Raw genomic sequence first — 19,053 nt, 5'->3', positions numbered from 1 at the left:
GCGAAGCCCGAGCCCGAGCCGAGGGCGACGCCCGTGCCGAAGGGAACCCAGCCCCGCCCACGTCCCATGACAGATGTCACCGGCGCCCCGGGACGGCCTCACCCCAACCCGTGACCGTACGCACCGCTCTGCCGCCATTCTGGGCCCCAGAGTGGAGGCATGACCACGCACCCCATGCCCCAGACCTCCGTCGCACCGATGCCGCCGCCAACGGTGAGCCCCGTCGACACCCCGGCCGCCTACGGCCTTCAGGCCCGGCGATCCCCGTGGTGGAAGGGGGTCCTGTCCATCGTGGCGATCGCCGTCGCGTACGTCGTCGCCAGCATCGCCTTCATGATCCCCGCCGGCATCGTCGGCAACCTCCTCGGCCTCCAGGGCACCGTCAACGCCGCCACCCTCGCCGGCCTGAACCTCGCCTGGGGCGCCATGATCGTGCTCGCGCCCCTCATCATGCGCCTGGTCCACGGCGTCCCGCGCGGTGCGATCGGCTCCATCCGCGGCGGCTTCCGTTGGGGCCGCATGGCGAAGGCGCTGATCTGGGTCGTCCCCCTCTATCTCGCGTCCACCGTCGTCCTCGCCCTCGTCGGGCCGTCCATGGGCAACGGCGTCATCACCCCCGCGCTCCTCGCGATCTTCGGCGTCGTGCTGCTCACCACCCCACTCCAGGCCGCCGGCGAGGAGTTCGCCTTCCGCGGCGCCGTCAACGTGTCGGCCGCCTCCTGGGGTCGTACGCAGCGCTCCGCCATGATCATCGGCGCGGTCGTCTCGTCGCTCGTCTTCGGCGCCGCCCACGGCGCCACCGACCCGTGGCTCGCGGTCTACTACACCGCGTTCGGCTTCGGCTGCTGGATCATCACCCGCCTCACCGACGGCCTGGAGGTCTCCACCGCCATCCACGTGTTCAACAACGTCATCTCCTTCGCCTCGAGCGTCGTCATGGGCGTGGACCCCAACACCATGTTCGACCGCTCGGCCGGCAAGGGCGGTCCGTTCGTGTTGCTCCCCATCGCCGCCATGGCGATCGCCTGCCTCATCACCTGGCTGCTCACGCGCCGCGAGCGCGCCACCCGATGACTACCCCCGCGTATGCGTCCGCCGCGCCGAAACTGCGCGCGGCGGGCGACGCACGTCATGATGGACCCATGACCCACGGCGATGCCCCCGGCTCGACCGCCCCCCACGCCCACGCGACCGAAGCCCACGTGGACCACGCCGACCACGGCTACGGCCGCCAGACCGCCCACTCCCCGTGGTGGAAGGGCCTCTTCTCGACCGTCCTGATCCTGGCCGTCTGGGCGATCCTGACGACCGTGTTCACGGTCGCCGCGGGCCCGCTCGGCCGGGCCGCCGGCTTCACCGGCGCGATGAACCCCGCCACCTTCGCCGCGATCAACCTGTCCTGGGGCGCGATGATCTTCCTGTCCCCGCTGATCATGCGCCTGGTCCACGGCCTGCCGCAGGGCCGGATCAGCTCCCTCGACGGCGGCCTGCGCTGGCCCCGCATCGGCCGCGCCCTCCTCTGGGTCATCCCGCTCTATCTCGCGTCCAACGCCCTCTGGATCGTGTTCGGGCCCAAGGTCGGCAACGGCGTCATCACGCCCATGCTGATGGTCTTCATGGTCGTGACCATCCTCACCTCACCGCTGCAGGCCGCCGGCGAGGAATACACCTTCCGCGGCGGGATCTTCACCTCCCTCGGCGGCTGGGGATCGCCCCGCGTCGGCCTGGTCGTCGGCGCCGTGGTGTCGACGCTCGCGTTCACCGCGCTGCACGGCGCGTCCGACCCCCTGTTGATCGCCTTCTATCTCACCTTCGGTCTGGGTGCCCTCTTCGTCACCCGCCTCACCCGCGGCCTCGAGTTGGCCATCGCCCTCCACGCGGTCAACAACACCCTGACCTTCCTCGTGAACTGCCTGCGCGGCTTCAACCCCGATGTCGCCGGGCCCTCCCACCCCGCCCTCGCCATCACGATCGCCGTGAACGTCGCCTTCTGCGTCATCGCCTGGCTCCTGCACCGGCGCGAGGCCACCACCCTCCGATAAGGACCCCATGACCACCGGATCGCCCGAGACCGCCACCGCCCGCAATGCCCGGCGGTTCGAGACCTACGTCCGCTGGTCGCTGTATGCCTTCGCCCTCCTCGAGGCCACCTACCTCGTCCAGACCATCACGATGGTCAGCTATGAGCTGGCCTGGCTGGTCTGGGCGGGGGTCGGTGTCGGCCTCGTCCACGTCGTCCTCGACGTGTTCGTCGGCAGCTGGGCCTTCACCCACCTCCGTACGCCGGGCTCCCTGCCGAGGCGCCTGCTGGGCGCCTGGGTCGCCACCGGGGCGGTGACCGTTCTCTGCTTCCTGCCCTGGACGTCCCCGCGTACGCCGTGGCCCATCATCGTGCCCGCCGTCGTCGTCGTCTCGCTGTGCATGGTCACGCCGCTGATGTCGCTGCGCACCGCCCTGGCCTCGGCCGCCGGACTGGCGGTCCTCGGCGTCGCGCTCGGCCTGGCCATCCCCATGCCGTGGGGCTATCGGGTCGGCTACATGCTGGTGATCGCCGGCATGGCCGCGTTCTTCGTCATCACCGCCTGGTCGCTGGTCTGGATGCTCAAGGTCCTGTTCCAGCTCCAGGACGCCCAGGAGGCCCAGGCCCGCCTCGCCGTCGCCGACGAGCGACTCCGCATCTCCCGCGACCTCCACGACGTCTTCGGTCGCACGCTCGCCACCATCGCTGTGAAGTCCGAGCTCGCCGCCGAGCTCGTCCGCCGCGAGCGGTCGGCCGAGGCCGCGGCCGAGCTGACCGAGATCCGCGCGATCGCCGACTCCGCCGGCAAGGAGGTACGCACGGTCGTGCGCGGCGAGTCGGCCGTCGGGCTGGCCCAGGAGCTGGCCGGCGCCAGGGCCCTGCTCGCCTCCGCCGGCATCGCCACCACCGTCGCCGGCAACGCCGCAGCAGTCCCGCCCGCCGCCTCCGACGTCCTCGCCTGGGTCGTCCGCGAGGCCGTCACCAACGTCCTGCGCCACAGCGCGGCGAGCCAGGCGTCGGTCTCGGTCGCGGTCGACCACGAGGCCACGACGCTCATGGTCGCCAACGACGGCGCCGACCTGACCGGCACGTCGGGCTCACGCACCGGCGTCGCCTCGATGCGCGACCGCCTCGCCCCCCTGGGCGGCACGCTCGAGGTGACCCACGACGGCGGCTGGTTCACGCTCGTGGCGACCGTGCCGGCCCACGCGCCCGGGGCAGACCCCAGCACCGCCGCGAACCCGACCATGTCCACCACGACAGGGGAGTGACCATGATCAAAGTCCTGCTGGCCGATGACGAGAACCTGATCCGCGACGCGCTCGCGGGGCTGCTCGCGCTCGAGGACGACCTCGACGTCGTGGCTCGCGCCGCGTCCGGCTCCGAGGCGCTCGCGGCCGCGCGGAAGCACCGTCCCGACGTCGCCGTGCTCGACCTCCAGATGCCGGCGCCCGACGGCATCGAGACCGCGCGCCTGCTGGCTGACGAGTTGCCCGACTGTCGCTGCATCATCGTGACGTCCCACGGCCGTCCCGGCTATCTGAAGACCGCGCTCGCCGCGGGCGTGAAGGGTTTCCTGCCGAAGACCGTGTCGGCGAGCGTCCTCGCCAAGGTCGTCCGCGACGTCGCCGCCGGCGGCCGCTATGTCGACCCCGAGCTCGCCGCCGAGGCCATCGGCGCGGGCGACTCGCCGCTGTCGCCGCGCGAGGCCGACGTCCTGGCGCTCGCTGCGGAGGGTGACCCGATCGAGGACATCGCCCGCCGCGCGAGCCTGTCGCCGGGCACCGTCCGCAACTACCTCTCCGTCGCTACGACCAAGCTCGGCGCCGCCAACCGCCACGAGGCGGCGCGGAAGGCCCGCGAGCGCGGCTGGATCTGACCGCGGTCGACCCGGGGTTGTCACGAAACGTCCACTCGATCGCCCCAGCGGGCCAGATCGGCCGCCCTGGGCCATCGAGTGGACGATCCGTGACACTCGCTACGCTCGCTCCGTGACCACCGATCCCTTCGCAGCCGATCCCATCGTCCTCGACGTCGTCCGCGAGGGCTTCGTCGAGTCGGTCCACCGCGCCCGCATCGTCGTGACCGCGCCCGACGGGTCGATCCAGCACGCGATCGGCGCCGTCGACGCCCCCATGTATCCCCGCTCCTGCGCCAAACCCATGCAGGCCGTCGGCATGCTCCGCAGCGGCCTCGACCTCGACGGCCGCCTGCTCGCGCTCGCCGCCGCGTCCCATTCGGGCGAGGAGATCCACCGCGAGGGCGTCGTCGAGATCCTGTCGGGCACCGGCCTGACCCTCGACGCTCTGCAGACCCCGCCCGACTGGCCGATCGACGAGACCGCGCGCGTCGAGTGGATCGCCGCCGGCCACCAGCGCGAGTCGATCACGATGAACTGCTCCGGCAAGCACGCCGCGATGCTGCGGACCTGCGTCCGCGCGGGCTGGTCGACCGACGACTACCGCGACCCCGACCACCCGCTGCAGCGGGCCATCCGCGACGCCATCGCCGACCTCGCCGGCGAAGAGGCCGCCGCGCCCACCACCGACGGCTGCGGTGCTCCGCTGTTCGCGGTCTCGCTCGCCGGACTGGCGCGCTCGTTCGGCCGCATCGCCGCCGCCGGAGAGGGCACCGACGAGCGACGCGTCGCCGACGCCTACCGCGCCCACCCCGAGTACGCCTCGGGCACCCGCCGCGACGAGGTCGCCCTCCACCGCGCCGTCGACGGGCTCGTCTGCAAGGCCGGCGCCGAGGCCTGCTTCGGCGTGGGCCTGCCCGACGGCCGCGGAATCGCCGTCAAGATCGATGACGGCACCCCCCGCGGCAGCGCGATCATCGTCGCCGAGACCCTGCGCGCCCTCGGCTTCGACCACCCCGAACTCACCCGCCTCAGCACCGTCCCCGTCCTCGGCCACGGCCGGCCCGTCGGAGAGATCCGGCTGCGCGCGGGCTCCCTCGACGCGCTCGCCGCCCACTGAGGGAAACCCAGACCCGATGTGGATCCCGGACCGCTTCGACCTCCCGCTCGACGAGGCGTACGCCGTGCTCGGCGACCTGGGCGCCGCCGACCTGCTGACGCCCGCGACCGGCCCCGACGGCACCTCCGCGATCGAGGCCACCTTCCTCCCGCTGCTGTTCCATGACGACGGACACCGGCAGGTCCTCCGCGGCCACCTCGCCCGCCAGAACCCCCACGCCGACGCGCTCCGCCTGGCCACCGCGCCCTCACTGGTGATCGCCCACACCACCGACGCCTACATCTCGCCGAACTTCTATCCCTCCAAGCAGACCAACCCGCGCACCGTGCCGACCTGGAACTACACGACGCTCCACGTCCACGGCCGCGTCACCCTCCACGACGACACCGCGTGGCTGCTCGACCACCTCCGCGCGCTCAGCGACCACCACGAGCAACCGAACGAGACCCCGTGGTCGATCGACGACGCCCCCGCCGACTACATCGCCGGCATGGCCCGCGCCATCGTCGGCGTCGAACTCACCATCGAGCGCCTCGAGGCCAAGGCCAAGCAGTCCCAGAACAAGGCACCCGAGGACGTCGCCGGCGTCGTCGCCGGCCTCCGCGCGCTCGGCGACCACGGCGCGGCCGACGCCGTCGCCGTCGCCAACCGCGACAAGACATGGCCGCCGCCCCGCCTCAAATATCGGTGAGCGACCCGCCCCCGCCACCTGACCGGCCCGAAACTTCTTCGCTACCGTGGAGTTCATGAGCCGAGACCAGATCGACTGGACCGAGATCGACGCCTGCCTGTTCGACCTCGACGGGGTGCTGACCCCGACCGCGGAGGTCCACATGCGGGCCTGGTCGTCGATGTTCAACGCCTTCCTCTCCTCCCGCGGCGTCGAAGCCCCCTACACCGACCGCGACTATTTCGACCACGTCGACGGCAAGCCCCGCTACGAGGGCGTCCAGTCGTTCCTCGAGTCCCGCGGCATCGACCTGCCCCACGGCGACCCGTCCGACCCGAACGACGCCGAGACCGTCTGTGGCCTCGGCAACCGCAAGGACCAGGCCTTCAACGAGGTCCTTGAGCGCGACGGCATCGCCCCGTACGCCACGTCGCTCGCCTACCTCGACCACGTGCGCGAGCGGGGGTGGCGTACGGCCGTGGTCTCCAGCTCGAAGAACGCCCGCGCCGTGCTCGACATGGCCGGCATCGCCGACCGCATCGAGGTCATCGTCTCCGGCAAGGAGGCCGCCGAGCTCGGCCTGCCCGGCAAGCCCAGGCCCGACACGTTCCAGCACGCCGCCGACGAGCTCGGCGTCGCCCACGACCGCGCCGTCGTCTACGAGGACGCCCTGTCCGGCGTACGCGCGGGCGCCGCCGGCGGGTTCGCGGGCGTCGTCGGGGTCGACCGCGGCACCGGCGCCGACCGCCTCACCGAGGCCGGCGCGACCGTCGTCGTCACCGACCTCGACCAGCTGATCTGACGCGCCCCGCGCCCGGACCACCTCACCTGCACCATCCGACCCAAGGCATCCATGACCCACGACAGCGACATCAGCCCCTCGACGCTCCACGACCCGACCGCGGAGCCACCCGAGTCCAGCGAGGGGCCGGGCGCCCACGGCCACGACGCCAATGCGCCGTCGGAGGGCCGCGTCAACCAGGACCCGTGGCTGTTCTCCGAGCACGAGCCCGAGGAGCCCGGCCCCCGCGACGCGCCGCCGGCGCCGACCGACCCGCTGGACCGCGGCCGCTTCCCGCTCGACGAGTGGCGCCTGGTCGAGACCGAGCACAGCAGCGACGACCTCGGCACGACCGAGACGCTGTTCGCGGTGGCGAACGGCTATCTCGGCATGCGCGGCAATCCCGAGGAGGGCCGCGACGCCCACGCCCACGGCACCTTCATCAACGGGTTCCACGAGACCTGGCCGATCCGCCACGCGGAGGAGGCGTACGGCTTCGCGCGCGTCGGCCAGACGATCGTGAACGTGCCCGACACGAAGGTCATGAAGGTCTATGTCGACGACGAGCCGCTGCTGCTGTCGGTGGCGGACCTCGACGACTACGAGCGCTCGCTCGACCTCCGCTCCGGCGTGCTGCGCCGCCGCGTGATCTGGCGGACGTCGGCCGGCAAGCGCGTGCTCATCAACACCACCCGCATGGTCAGCTTCGCCCAGCGCCACCTCGCCGTGATGACGATGGACATCACGATGCTCGACGGCGACGCGCCCGTCGTCGTCAGCTCGCAGGTGATCAACCGCCAGGACGGCCAGGACGACTACGCCGGCTCGCCGTCGCCCGGCACCACCGACCCGCGCAAGACCGAGAAGGTCGACCGCCGCGTGCTGGACCCGGTGTCGCAGTGGTGCGGCGACGGGCGCATCATGCTCGGCTATCGCACCCACGACTCCAAGATGACCCTCGCGGTCGGCGTCGACCACCTGATCCGCACGGAGAACGCCTACGAGGACTCCGTGTCCGCCGAGGGCGACTCCGGCAAGCAGGTCTTCAAGGTCACGGCGAAGCAGGGCGTCCCCATCCACATCGAGAAGCTCGCGGCCTACCACACGTCGCGCTCGGTGCCGGTGCGCGAGCTGTCCGACCGGTGCCGGCGTACGCTCGACCGCGCCCGCCAGCAGGGCGTCGAGGCCGTCCACGACGACCAGCGCGACTGGCTCGACACGTTCTGGGAGCGCTCCGACGTCGAGGTCCCGGGCCAGCCCCACCTCCAGCAGGCGATCCGCTGGAACCTGTTCCAGGTGGCGCAGGCGAGCGCGAGGGCGGAGGCGTACGGCATCGCGGCGAAGGGAGTCTCGGGGTCGGGCTATTCCGGCCACTATTTCTGGGACACCGAGATCTATGTGCTCCCGTTCCTGACCTACACGAACCCGCAGGCGGCGCGGTGTGCGCTGCGGTTCCGCTACACGATGCTGGACGCGGCGCGGAAGCGCGCGACCGAGATGGCCCAGCTGGGCGCGCTGTTCCCGTGGCGCACGATCAACGGCGAGGAGGCGTCGGCCTACTACGCCGCCGGCACGGCGCAGTACCACATCGACGCCGACATCGCGTACGCCCTCGGCAAATATGTCGACGCCACGGGCGACCTCGACTTCCTCCTCCACGAGGGCATCGAGATCCTCGTCGAGACCGCCCGCATGTGGGCCGACCTCGGCTTCTGGCGCGCCAACGGCGACGACCGGTTCCACATCCACTCGGTGACGGGGCCGGACGAATACACGACGGTGGTGAACGACAACCTGTTCACCAACGTGATGGCGCGGTTCAACCTCGCGAAGGCCGCCGACACCGTGCGCGAGCTGCAGGTCGCCCGCCCCGCCGCGTACGCCCGGCTCGTCCGCCGCCTCGACCTCCGCGACGGCGAGGTGGAGGAGTGGGCGCGGTGCGCCGAGGCGATCTCGATCCCGTTCGACGAGCGGCTCGGTGTCCACCCGCAGGACCTCCACTTCCTCGAGCGCGAGGTGTGGGACCTCGAGCACACGCCGCACGACCGGCGGCCGCTGATGCTCCACTACCACCCGCTGGTGCTCTATCGCTTCCAGGTGTTGAAGCAGGCCGACGTCGTGCTGGCGATGTTCCTGCAGGGCGACCACTTCACCGCCGAGGAGAAGCGGGCGAACTTCGAATACTACGACCCGATCACCACCGGCGACTCGACGCTGTCGGCGGTCGTCCAGTCGATCATGGCGGCCGAGGTCGGCTATCACGAGATGGCGCTGCGCTATTTCTATGCCGGCCTGTTCGTCGACCTCGACGACCGCCACGCCAACACCGCCGACGGCGTCCACGTGGCGTCGACCGGCGGCGTGTGGTCGGCGCTGGTCTATGGCTTCGGCGGCATGCGCGACACCGGCGGCGACCTCACCTTCGACCCGCGCCTGCCCGTCGGCTGGGACCAGCTGGTGTTCCGCGTACGCCTCCGCGACACCCACCTGCGGGTCGTCGTGGAAGAGTCGTCGATCACGTTCCACGTGGATCGTGGGCCCGGCGTGCGGGTCGGCGTACGCGGGGTCGCGGTCGACCTCGACCCGGAGCGCCCGGTCTCGGTGGAGCTCGACGGCCAGGGGCGTGACCTCACGGGCGACGTGGGGCGCTCGCCGATGGTGGGCGGCCGCAATGACACCGGCGAGGTCATCACGGCCAGCGTGCCGAGGTCGAGGGAGGACTGAGTAGGCTTCGGGCTAACGGATCTGGATCAGGAGGAAACATGACGGAGAAGAAGAAGGACGTCGCCGGGGGGCAGCCTCTCCTGGAGACCAGCATCAGGGCGCTCTATGTCGCCGCCGGGGTGACCGACGTGCTGGCGGAGCGGCTGAAGGAATACGCCGAGCAGAAGCAGGACGCCGCCCGCGTGAAGCGCGAGCGCCGCAACGAGCAGATCGCCCAGGCCTCGGGCCTCGCGCGCGAACTGCCGAAGCGCGCCCAGTCGCTCGTGGCCGACGCGCCCCACCTGGCCAAGGAGCTGCCGGAGCAGGTCCAGGCCCAGCTCGAGGCGCTGCTGACCGAGCTCAACCTGACGTTCGAGGAGATGGCCGCGCGCGGCGAGCTGCGCATCAACGAGGTCCGCCACACCACCGCCGCCACCGCCCGCCGCGGCGCGCGGACGACGTCGTCGGCCGCCGACGAGGCCCAGTCCGACTTCGTGGACGCGGTCGACACCGTGGCCGAGGCGATGGAGGCCGAGGACCAGTCCGACGTGACCGAGCCGGTGGCGCCGAAGGCGTCGACGACGCGGCGCGCGACGAAGGTGACCACGAAGAAGGCACCGGCCACCGGTGCGGCGCCGAAGCGCGCCGCCAAGGCGCCGGGCGCGAAGCCGCCGGTGGCCCAGGCCCCGGTCGAGCCGCCGTCGGTGGTCAAGCCGTCCGCCGCGAAGGCGCCGGGCGCGAAGGCGCCGTCGGTCGAGGCCCCGATCCCGCCGGCCGCGAAGAAGGCGCCGACCAGGCGCGGCCCGAAGGCCTGAACCCGCGTACGCAGCGCCCCGGTCCCGTTGGACCGGGGCGCTGCTGCGTTTCGGGAGGGTGCCGGGTGCGTACGCGGGTTCCGAGTCGCCCGCCCCGGCCACTTGGAACCTGCGCTGCCACTTGGCGGCCTCCATGCGGGGTCCCGGGTGCGTACGCGGGTTCCGAGTCGCCCGCCCCGGCCACTTGGAACCCGCGCTGCCACTTGGCGGCCTCCATGCGGGGTCCCGGGTGCGTACGCGGGTTCCCAGTCGCCCTCCCCGGCCACTTGGAACCCGCTCCGGCACTCGGCACCTCATCCCGCCCGGTGATCTGACGGCCACACGTCCGCCATCAGCTGGCGGAACCGCTCGGCCGGATGCAGGTCTCGCGTCGCCCACCGGACCATCCAATAGCCGCGGCGGCGGATCCGCTCTTCCCGGTCCTTCTCCGCCCGGATCACGTCGGCGAGGTCCTGGCCGGGCTTCAGCAGGCGCCCATATTTGACCTCACCGTCGAACTCACCCACGAGCTTCTGCCGCTCCCACAGGAAGTCCGGCCGCGCGATCTCCTGCCCCGCATCGTCGAACAGCCTCACCTGCAGGTTCGGCAGCGGGATCCCCAGCTCGATCATCCGCCACCGCGACCACGACTCGCCGGGGCTCTCCGCCCGCGCGTCCCCGTGGACGAACGCCGCCCGCGCCCGCGCGTTGTGCGGCCGCCGGGCCGCCCTCGCGACCTCCTCGAGCGCCTGATCCCGGTCGATCCCCAGCGCCAGCCCCCGGTCGACCACCGCGAGCGCGTCCATGGGGGACAGCGCCCGCGCCAGGTCCACCGCCGTACGCAGCAGCGACGTCACCGCCATGCCATCGAACAGCACCACCTCCGACGCGTCGACCACGTCCCGGTGCACGTGCAGGAACCCCGACCGCTTCCCGCCACGCCCGGGCCGCAGCACGTGCACCCGATCGAGCCCCCGCTCCGGCACCGGCAGCCCGTGCAGCACCGCGGCCGACGCATGACTCACGACCGCGCCGCCCCGCAACCCTGGCACCGTCGCGGACATCAGCTCCCGATGCCGCTCCTCCGGCGAGCACACCTCGGCCAGAGACCACACGCCGGGCCTCACCTGCCTGGCCTCGCCCCGGCGTACGAGCCCCAGCATCTCCGACCGCGTGAGGCCGCGGGCCTCCACTTCTGATGAGCGAATCAACATGGCTCAATCCCAGCGGAATCCGCGACCCGAAAACCGCGGAGACCCGACTTATCCACAACCCAATCGCGCCCCCCGCAGAAACAAACAGCGCCCCGACCATCCGGCCGGGGCGCTGCGGGTCAGTCCAACGGGCTGATCACCAATACACGACGACCTTGTCGCCGAGCTTCACCTGCGTGTCATAGAGCCACTGGATGCCGTCCCAGTCGCGGATGTTCACGCAGCCGTGCGAGGCGAACGCCGTCTTCGAATAGCCGTACGTCGCGAAGTCGTACGAGTAGTGCACGGCCTCGCCGCCCGAGAAATACATGGCGAAGGGCATCGGGGTGTTGCCGTACAGGTAGGAGACCTCGTCGCGGACCTTCGAGAACACCTTGAACTCGCCCTCGCGCGTCGGGGTGCCGGCGGCGCCGAAGCGGGCGTCCATCTCCTTGATGACGCGGCCGTCGATCATCCAGCGGAGCTTGCGCTCGGCCTTGCTGATGCACATGACGCGCCCGGTGCGGCAGCGCGCGTCGACGTTGGGGCCGGGCCACACGATGTTCATGCGGCCGTTCACGAACGTCAGGCGGCCGTGCTCGAAGTCCTGGGCGAAGCCGCCGGCGATCGGGAACTCATTGGTCGTCGGGGCGCCGAGGGCGCCGCCCTCGTAGCCGTTGGCCGCATAGCCGCTCAGCAGCGCGCCGCGCACCGCGAAGGCACCCGTGCGGCCCGTCCAGACCATCAGGCCGTGGGCGAAGCGGTTCACGCGGGCGCCGTTGCGGCCGGCGAACTCGTCGGAGGTCGGCACGCCGAGCGGGCCGCCCTCGTAACCCAGCGCGCCGTACTCCTGCGCGATCGCACCCTGCACGCTGTTCGCGCCGGTGGAGCCGGTGAAGATGATCTGGCCGTTGGCGAAGTTCTGCACGCGGGCGCCGTTGGCGCCGCCGAACTCCGAGGTGAGCGGAGCGCCGAGCGCGCCGTTCTCGAAGCGGAGGGCCGCGTACTTGTCGAGGATCGCGCCGTGGACGCCGTGGGCGCCGGTGGCCGGCGTCCAGATCATCAGGCCGCGCTCGAAGCGCTGTACGCGGGCGCCGGTCGCGCCGTTGAACTCGCCGCTGGTCGGTCGGCCGAGGGGGCCGCCCTCCCAGCCGAGGGCCGCGTACTCGCGGGCGATCGCGCCGTAGACGGCGTGGGCACCGGTCTGCGCCGACCAGATGATCTGGCCGTTCTCGAAGTTGACGACGCGCGCGCCGGCGCCGGTGAACTCCGACGTGATGGGCTTGCCGAGCACGCCGCCCTCGAAGCCGAGGCCGGCGTACACCTTGGCGATGGCGCCATAGACCGCGTGGGTGCCGGTCTTGGGCGACGAGATGATCTGGCCGCCCTCGAAGTTCACGACGTGAGCGCCGGTCGAGCCGATGAAGTGCGACGTCACGGGGCGGCCGAGGACGCCGGTCTCGTGGCCGAGGCGCGAGAACTCGGTGTGGATCGCGCCATGGACCGCGTGGGCGCCGGTCTGCGGCGACCAGATGATCTGGCCGCGCTGGAAGTCGGTGATGCGGTCGCCGTTGGCGCCGACGTATTCGCTCGTGGTGGGAAGGCCGAGGTCGCCGTTCTCCCAGCCCAGGCGGGCATATTCACCGAGGATCGCACCCTGCACGAAGTGGGTGCCGGTGGCGGACGACGACAGCGCGAGCGCGTTGGTGAAGCGCTGCGCGATCGGTCCGGTGGCCGTGGTGAACTCGTCGCTGGTCGGGAAGCCGAGCGGCGAGGCGGGGCCGCCCGCGGCGTCGTAGGCCGCGAGGATCTTGCCCTTCACGATGAACGCGCCGGTCGCCTGCGACCAGAAGATCGTGCCACCCGCGTACGCCTGCTTCTGTCCGCCCGCGACGGCCTGCTCGCCGCCGATGGGCGCGCCGAGCCAGGCGTTCTGCGCGTACTTCGCGGCGATCGCCGGCGTGGCCAGCGGGCTGGCGGGAGCGCGGTTCGCCGTGGCGGACGGGCTCACCGACGCGGTGGGCGCGGCGGGCGTCGAGGACGCCTTCGCCGACGGGGTCGGCGTCGCGCTCGGGGTGGCCGAGGCGGTGGCCTTCGGGGTGGCGGTGACCGAGGGGGTCGCCGTGGGGCTCGGGGTGGGGGCGGCCTGGGCCAGGCCGGGCATCGACAGCGCCAGGGCGGCGACAGTCAGTCCCACAGCCGACGAAACGACTGGCTTCATGGTGTTCCTTCATTCGGTTTCGTGCGGGGTGGGAAGGTGCCCCGGGCCTTGCGGACAAGACTCGAACACACCGTACGTTGCGCACGGGCGGTTGGAGAAATCGTGACCAACGGGCGGATGGAGATGGGAAAACTCACCCCCGGCCGCCCGCCGGAGGTCAGTAGACGACGACCTTGTCGCCGGAGCGGACCGTGGTGAACAGGGCCTGCATGGTGGCGCGGTCGCGCGTGTTCACGCAGCCGTGCGACGCGCCGTTGTAGCCGCGGGCCGCGAAATCGGGGGAGTAGTGGACGGCCTGGCCGCCGGAGAAGAACAGCGCGTACGGCATCGACGTGCCATAGAGCGTCGAGTGGTGGTTGCGCGACTTCCAATAGACGCGGAACGTGCCGTTGCGGGTTGGCGTACGCGAGCTGCCGAATCGGGCGTCCAGCGACATCTGGACCGAGCCGTCGACGACCCAGCGGACCTTGTTGTCGCGCTTGCTGATGCAGAGGACGCGGCCGGACATGCAGCGGGAGTCGAGGCCCTTCGCGGCCGGCTTCGACGTGGAGGCCGAGGCGGCGTTGATGGTGCCGGTCGTGGTGACGAGCCGGTTCCAGGTGCGGATGTCGACGCGGCCGGTGATCGGCAGCCTCTCGCGGCGCTGGAACGCCTTCACCGCGTTGCGCGTGAGCGAGCCGAAATAGCCGGTCGTGTAGCGCGACTGCAGGACCCCGGCCTTCACCAGGCGCTGCTGGAGCGCCTTGACGCCGGCGCCGGACTGGCCGACCTTCGGCGCCGTGTAGGCCGTGGGCACGGGAGCCGCGGCCGCGGTGGTGGTCGCGATGCCGGTGAGGGCGGCCATCGAGACGACGGCGACGGCGATGCGCTTGGAAGCCTTCATGATCTTCTCCTTCGAACGGACAAAACACCTGGGGGATGTTTCGGAGCCGTCGGCCTGAAGGGGAAGAAGTTCGGGCCGGATCCTTGCGAACCATCCTTTCCCGAACAGAGCTCGCTGGGGAGGGGAAGGTTCCAGAGGGGTGATAACGAAGGCGTAACGCTCCCTACGTTGGCTGAGCGAGCGCAGCGCCACTTACGTTGGCTGAGCGAGCCCGCACTCCCTTACGTTGGCTGAGCGAGCGCGCACTCCCTTACGTTGGCTGAGCGAGCGCGCACTCCCTTACGTTGGCTGAGCGAGCGCAGCGAGTCGAAGCCTCAGCACCCCGGCGTCGCCAGCACGCTCTCTTACGTTGGCTGAGCGAGCGCACGCTCTCTTACGTTGGCTGAGCGAGCGCAGCGAGTCGAAGCCTCAGCACCCCGGCGTCGCCAGCGCCTTCACGAACGCCCCGACCTCGTAGAGACCCGCGTACGTCCACGCCCGCTTCCCGTTCTCGGTGTCCACCGCCGTCATGCGGATCTCGCCGCTGAAGCAGCGCCCCATCAACAGGCGCGTGCGGCTGATGTGGGACGTGTGGGTCACCACGGTGGCCGACCGCCAGCCGCGCTCGGCGGCGAGGCGGCCGAGGTTGCGCGACTCGCCCTGGGTGGTCTCGGGGTCGGGATGGACGCAGATCACGGTGCGATCGGTACGCGCGCACGCGCGCTGGTAGTCGGGCATCGCCAGCAGTTGTGCGGTGACCGACAGGACCACGGGAATGTCGGCGGGGATGGTGTCGATGCCGCGCTCGACGGCGCGCATGCCGCCGGGGGAGGCGAGCAGATAGACCGCGTCGGTACGCCGGGGCGGGTCGACCATGGGATACCGCAGGACCTTGATCACGAACGCCGCGCCGCCGACCACGAGGGCCAGCAGCACGGCGAACACGACGATCCCGCGCCTCATGCCATTCCCCCCTACGTTCCCGATGCGATTCGCGCGCCCACACGTTCTCCGAGCGAGCGCCAGCGAGACGAGGAGTCACCTGTGCCCCCACGTTCTCCGAGCGAGCGCCAGCGAGACGAGGAGTCAGCCCTGCTTGTTCTTGTTCCGCGTCTTCGCCCGGTCGTTCGCGAGCAGCTGGACCTTGCGGATGCGTACGTGGGTCGGCGTGACCTCGAGGCACTCGTCCTCGCGGCAGAACTCCAGCGCCTGCTCCATGTTCAGCAGTTTCGGCGGGATCAGGCGCTCGAGCTCGTCGCCCGTGGAGGAGCGCACGTTGGTGAGCTTCTTCTCCTTGGTCGGGTTGACGTCCATGTCGTCGGGGCGGGAGTTCTCGCCGACGATCATGCCCTCATAGACCTCCGTGGTCGGGCCCACGAACATCGTGCCGCGCTCCTGCAGGTTGAACAGCGCGTACGACGTGACCACGCCGGTGCGGTCGGAGACGAGGGCGCCGGTGTTGCGCGTACGCAGCTCTCCGGCCCACGGCTCGTACGACTCGAACACGTGGTGCATGAGGCCGGTGCCGCGGGTCTCGGTGAGGAACTCGGTGCGGAAGCCGATGAGGCCACGCGCCGGCACGATGTATTCCATGCGCACCCAGCCCGTGCCGTGGTTCACCATCTGCTCGAGGCGCGACTTGCGGGTGCCCATCATCTGGGTGACGGTGCCGACGAACTCGTCGGGGATGTCGATGGTGAGGCGCTCGAACGGCTCGTGGCGCTTGCCGCCGATGTCCTTCGTGACGACCTGGGGCTTGCCGACGGTGAGCTCATAGGACTCGCGGCGCATCATCTCGACGAGGATCGCGAGCTGCAGCTCGCCGCGGCCCTGCACCTCCCACGTGTCGGGGCGCTCGGTCGGGTTGACGCGGATCGACACGTTGCCGATGAGCTCGGTGTCGAGGCGCGCCTTCACGAGGCGGGCGGTGAGGTTCTTGCCCGACTTGCCGGCGAGCGGGGAGGTGTTGATGCCGATGGTCATCGAGATCGACGGCTCGTCGACGGTGATGAGCGGCAGCGGCTTGGGGTTCTCCGGATCGGACAGCGTCTCGCCGATGGTGATCTCGGGGATGCCGGCGATGGCGACGATGTCGCCGGGGCCTGCGGAGTCGGCGGGCTTGCGCTCGAGCGCCTCGGTCATGAGGAGCTCGGACAGCTTCACGTTCTGGACGGTGCCGTCCTGCTTGCACCACGCGACCATCTGGCCGCGCTTGAGCTCGCCGGCGACGATGCGGCACAGCGCGAGGCGGCCGAGATAGGGCGACGCGTCCAAGTTGGTCACGTGGGCCTGGAGGGTCGCGCCCTCTTCGTACGCGGGGGCCGGGATGTGGGTCATGATCGTCTCGAACAGCGGCTCGAGGTCCTCGGAGTCCGGCATGCCGCCGTTCTCGGGGCGGTTGGTCGACGCGCGGCCGGCCTTGGCGGAGGCGTAGACGACGGGGAAGTTCAGCACGTCGGTGGAGTCGTCGTCGATGAGGTCCATGAAGAGCTCGTAGACCTCCTCCTCGACCTCTTCGATGCGGGCGTCGGGGCGGTCGACCTTGTTGATGACGACGATGATCGGCATCTTCTTGTGGAGCGCCTTGCGCAGCACGAAGCGGGTCTGGGGCAGCGGGCCCTCGGACGCGTCGACGAGAAGGGCGACGCCGTCGACCATCTCGAGGCCGCGCTCGACCTCACCGCCGAAGTCGGCGTGGCCGGGGGTGTCGATGATGTTGATGGTGACGTCGTTGCCGTCGGCCATGCGGTGGAGGACCGCAGTGTTCTTGGCGAGAATGGTGATGCCCTTCTCGCGCTCGAGGTCCATCGAGTCCATGACCCGGTTGTCGACGTCGGAGCCTTCGCGGAACGCGCCCGACTGCCAGAGCATGGCATCGACCAGCGTGGTCTTGCCGTGGTCGACGTGGGCCACGATGGCGACGTTGCGCAGGTCATTGCGGATGGGCATGCAGGTCTCTCCAGACTGTGGTGGATTACGCAGCAACTCTAGGGGGAGTACGGTGATTCGCCGCAATCGCGCGAAATGACGCACTCCGAGCGAGCGGAGCGAGACGAGGAGCTCCCGTTCACTGAGCGGGCCCCCACGTTCTCCGAGCGAGCGCAGCGAGACGAGGAGCTCACGTTCTCCGAGCGGCGCGCCCATGTTCTCCGAGCGAGCGCAGCGAGACGAGGAGCTCACGTTCACCGAGCGGCGCGCCCACGTTCTCCGAGCGAGCGGAGCGAGTCGAGGAGTGGGTTGCGTTCGCTGAGCGGCGCGCCCACGTTCTCCGAGCGAGCGGAGCGAGTCGAGGAGTGGGTTGCGTTCGCTGAGCGAGGCCGCCTGCGGCCGAGTCGAAGTGTCGCGACCGCGAACCCCGCGGTCCACCGCGAACCCCGGAATCGTCACCCCGAACCCCGCGGTTCACCGCGAACCCCGGAATCGTCACCCCGAACCCCATGGTTCACCGCGCACCCCGCATGCGGGGTGCGCGCTGCACCTCGGGGTTCGCCCTCGAGGGCCTCCGTGACCGCGAACCCTGTCGGTCACCGCGAACCCTCGCGTGGCGTTATCCACAGCCCGTTCGTTAACCCAGTGTTTGCCGTCGCGTCGCGAATGGCGGCCCGGGCGCCGACCAGAATGGCGGGGGTTGAACCGCTGGTCGAATCCCCGGGATCTTGGAGGAAGTGTGCGTCACGTCGCCGTAGGCCTTGCCGCCGCGCTGCTGCTCGCGAGCGCGTGCACCCCGAAGGACGACGGGGGTACGCGGGACCCCTCCATCACGTATGGCAACCCGACCCCGACGCAGACCTCGAGTACGCCGACTCCGACCGCGAGCCCGACGCCATCGACGGAAGAGTTGGTACGCCAGACACAGGCCGCCTACAAGATCGCGTTCGACGAGTTTGAGCGCCTGTCCTGGGCGGGGGGTGCGGACGAGCCGTCACCGAAGCTCAAGGAAGTGGCTGAGGGCGTGTATTTGGAGAAGATCATGGCTCTCCTCCGCGACCAGAAGAAGAGCGGCTTCCGCATCGAGGGCAAGGTCTCCGTCACTCGGGTGACGTCGGCGCCGGGATACGCCAGTAGGGATTCCGACCCAACTCTCACTCTGTTGATCTGCGAAGATCGCCGCGAGGTGACACTGGTCGAGCGTGACGGGAAGCGATCATCTGGGACTTTGGCTGAGGGCTACGCCTACGCGAAAAGGGTCAATGGTCGCGTCAAGCTCGTCGACATCCGCACACAGGATGCTTCCAAATGCACGTGAAACTCGGCGCGGTCCTTGTAGCGGCCGCCATCGCCCTTGTTGGTCCGGAAGCCGCGGCCAACCCGACGAGAGGCCTCCCGCCACCTCCCCCCGATGAAGTTGTCGGCCAAGGGCGAAAGAAGGTGGTCGCCGCCCCCACCGGCGGCGGGGTCGGTGTCTCTGCCGGCGAGAATGAGCAGAAGAAGTGGGTGGCTGAACTTCCAGCCAAGAACAATCCCGGTGGCTCGAGCAACTCCAGGCCGGGCGGGGGAGCGGGTGGGAATGCGCCTGTTCGTCCGGCGCCGTTGGATCCGATTGATCAGGATCGTGTGCGGCGGGGTTTGTTGCCCCGTGAGTCCTGTGGTGGGTTGACCGCTGCCGCGGGAAGTGGAGCCGGGTGCTCGGCCCCGACTGGTCCTGGTCCGGGTGGCGCTCCTGCTGCGCCTCCGCCTCCTGATCCTGTGGTGGTGGCGCGGCGGGCGGTGGCGGAGTTGAAGCTTCCGGCGGGGCGGCCGCTGGTGGGGCCTGATCCGAGTGTGAATGAGTGGAACATGGTGGCGGTGGGGTATCCGATCTGGTTGTGGACCGATGATCCCGCTACGCAGT

Annotated in this window: 15 protein-coding genes; 10 read left to right on the top strand and 5 right to left on the bottom strand. The window is 70.5% G+C overall.

Annotation, left to right across the window (positions count from 1 at the left end; genetic code table 11):
* The first annotated feature begins 159 nt into the window (after window positions 1–159).
* The 9 genes from ACYVAG_RS14735 (at window position 160) to ACYVAG_RS14695 (ending at window position 9,967) form a co-directional block, all read left to right on the top strand.
* Entirely contained in the window at window positions 160–1,074 is a 915-nt protein-coding gene (locus ACYVAG_RS14735; RefSeq protein WP_460770880.1) for a lysostaphin resistance A-like protein, read from the top strand.
* 68 nt (window positions 1,075–1,142) lie between these two features.
* Window positions 1,143–2,042 carry a lysostaphin resistance A-like protein gene (locus ACYVAG_RS14730; RefSeq protein WP_460770878.1) on the top strand — a complete coding sequence of 300 codons (900 nt, stop codon included), beginning with the start codon at window positions 1,143–1,145 and terminating at the stop codon, window positions 2,040–2,042.
* Window positions 2,043–2,049: 7 nt separating this feature from the next.
* Window positions 2,050–3,291, top strand: coding sequence for a sensor histidine kinase (locus ACYVAG_RS14725; RefSeq protein ID WP_460770876.1), 1,242 nt, complete (start codon window positions 2,050–2,052; stop codon window positions 3,289–3,291).
* A 2-nt stretch (window positions 3,292–3,293) separates the two neighbouring features.
* Window positions 3,294–3,899, top strand: coding sequence for a response regulator transcription factor (locus ACYVAG_RS14720; protein ID WP_460770875.1), 606 nt, complete (start codon window positions 3,294–3,296; stop codon window positions 3,897–3,899).
* Window positions 3,900–4,011: 112 nt separating this feature from the next.
* Complete coding sequence (locus ACYVAG_RS14715) at window positions 4,012–4,998, top strand: asparaginase (protein WP_460770873.1); 987 nt, start codon at window positions 4,012–4,014, stop codon at window positions 4,996–4,998.
* A 16-nt stretch (window positions 4,999–5,014) separates the two neighbouring features.
* Complete coding sequence (locus ACYVAG_RS14710) at window positions 5,015–5,689, top strand: FMN-binding negative transcriptional regulator (RefSeq protein WP_460770871.1); 675 nt, start codon at window positions 5,015–5,017, stop codon at window positions 5,687–5,689.
* 55 nt (window positions 5,690–5,744) lie between these two features.
* Window positions 5,745–6,470 (top strand): HAD family hydrolase, encoded by a 726-nt coding sequence (locus tag ACYVAG_RS14705; protein WP_460770869.1) that lies wholly within the window; start codon window positions 5,745–5,747, stop codon window positions 6,468–6,470.
* 51 nt (window positions 6,471–6,521) lie between these two features.
* Window positions 6,522–9,173 carry a glycoside hydrolase family 65 protein gene (locus ACYVAG_RS14700; protein WP_460770867.1) on the top strand — a complete coding sequence of 884 codons (2,652 nt, stop codon included), beginning with the start codon at window positions 6,522–6,524 and terminating at the stop codon, window positions 9,171–9,173.
* Between the two features lie 38 nt (window positions 9,174–9,211).
* On the top strand, window positions 9,212–9,967 hold the full coding sequence (locus ACYVAG_RS14695) for a hypothetical protein (RefSeq protein ID WP_460770866.1): 756 nt from the start codon (window positions 9,212–9,214) through the stop codon (window positions 9,965–9,967).
* Window positions 9,968–10,260: 293 nt separating this feature from the next.
* Here ACYVAG_RS14695 and ACYVAG_RS14690 read toward each other — a convergent pair whose 3' ends face one another.
* The 5 genes from ACYVAG_RS14690 to typA form a co-directional block, all read right to left on the bottom strand.
* Window positions 10,261–11,160, bottom strand: a complete 900-nt coding sequence (locus ACYVAG_RS14690) for a hypothetical protein (RefSeq protein WP_460770864.1) — start codon at window positions 11,158–11,160, stop codon at window positions 10,261–10,263.
* A 136-nt stretch (window positions 11,161–11,296) separates the two neighbouring features.
* Window positions 11,297–13,360, bottom strand: coding sequence for a L,D-transpeptidase family protein (locus ACYVAG_RS14685; RefSeq protein WP_460770862.1), 2,064 nt, complete (start codon window positions 13,358–13,360; stop codon window positions 11,297–11,299).
* Window positions 13,361–13,517: 157 nt separating this feature from the next.
* Window positions 13,518–14,243, bottom strand: coding sequence for a L,D-transpeptidase family protein (locus ACYVAG_RS14680; RefSeq protein WP_460770860.1), 726 nt, complete (start codon window positions 14,241–14,243; stop codon window positions 13,518–13,520).
* A 408-nt stretch (window positions 14,244–14,651) separates the two neighbouring features.
* Window positions 14,652–15,185, bottom strand: coding sequence for a hypothetical protein (locus tag ACYVAG_RS14675; RefSeq protein WP_460770858.1), 534 nt, complete (start codon window positions 15,183–15,185; stop codon window positions 14,652–14,654).
* 123 nt (window positions 15,186–15,308) lie between these two features.
* Entirely contained in the window at window positions 15,309–17,171 is a 1,863-nt protein-coding gene (gene typA, locus ACYVAG_RS14670) for a translational GTPase TypA (protein WP_460770856.1), read from the bottom strand.
* A gap of 718 nt (window positions 17,172–17,889) precedes the next feature.
* Between typA and ACYVAG_RS14665 the strand changes: the two genes are divergently transcribed.
* The gene (locus tag ACYVAG_RS14665; RefSeq protein ID WP_460770854.1) at window positions 17,890–18,468 is read left to right on the top strand and encodes a hypothetical protein; all 579 of its coding nucleotides are present in this window, start codon (window positions 17,890–17,892) and stop codon (window positions 18,466–18,468) included.
* The last annotated feature ends 585 nt before the right edge of the window (window positions 18,469–19,053 follow it).

This window comes from Mariniluteicoccus flavus, assembly GCF_054776655.1.
The sequence above is the reverse complement of the archived record's forward strand: the minus strand, read 5'-3'. Positions and strand labels throughout refer to the sequence as shown.

Excerpts from the sequence above, each read along its gene's own strand:
- ACYVAG_RS14710 (WP_460770871.1), top strand. The coding sequence starts at position 5,015 with ATGTGGATCCCGGACCGCTTCGACCTCCCGCTCGACGAGGCGTACGCC.
- ACYVAG_RS14685 (WP_460770862.1), bottom strand. The coding sequence starts at position 13,360 with ATGAAGCCAGTCGTTTCGTCGGCTGTGGGACTGACTGTCGCCGCCCTG.
- ACYVAG_RS14680 (WP_460770860.1), bottom strand. The coding sequence starts at position 14,243 with ATGAAGGCTTCCAAGCGCATCGCCGTCGCCGTCGTCTCGATGGCCGCC.
- ACYVAG_RS14675 (WP_460770858.1), bottom strand. The coding sequence starts at position 15,185 with ATGAGGCGCGGGATCGTCGTGTTCGCCGTGCTGCTGGCCCTCGTGGTC.
- ACYVAG_RS14700 (WP_460770867.1), top strand. The coding sequence starts at position 6,522 with ATGACCCACGACAGCGACATCAGCCCCTCGACGCTCCACGACCCGACC.
- ACYVAG_RS14720 (WP_460770875.1), top strand. The coding sequence starts at position 3,294 with ATGATCAAAGTCCTGCTGGCCGATGACGAGAACCTGATCCGCGACGCG.
- ACYVAG_RS14725 (WP_460770876.1), top strand. The coding sequence starts at position 2,050 with ATGACCACCGGATCGCCCGAGACCGCCACCGCCCGCAATGCCCGGCGG.
- ACYVAG_RS14735 (WP_460770880.1), top strand. The coding sequence starts at position 160 with ATGACCACGCACCCCATGCCCCAGACCTCCGTCGCACCGATGCCGCCG.
- ACYVAG_RS14690 (WP_460770864.1), bottom strand. The coding sequence starts at position 11,160 with ATGTTGATTCGCTCATCAGAAGTGGAGGCCCGCGGCCTCACGCGGTCG.
- ACYVAG_RS14695 (WP_460770866.1), top strand. The coding sequence starts at position 9,212 with ATGACGGAGAAGAAGAAGGACGTCGCCGGGGGGCAGCCTCTCCTGGAG.
- ACYVAG_RS14705 (WP_460770869.1), top strand. The coding sequence starts at position 5,745 with ATGAGCCGAGACCAGATCGACTGGACCGAGATCGACGCCTGCCTGTTC.
- typA (WP_460770856.1), bottom strand. The coding sequence starts at position 17,171 with ATGCCCATCCGCAATGACCTGCGCAACGTCGCCATCGTGGCCCACGTC.
- ACYVAG_RS14730 (WP_460770878.1), top strand. The coding sequence starts at position 1,143 with ATGACCCACGGCGATGCCCCCGGCTCGACCGCCCCCCACGCCCACGCG.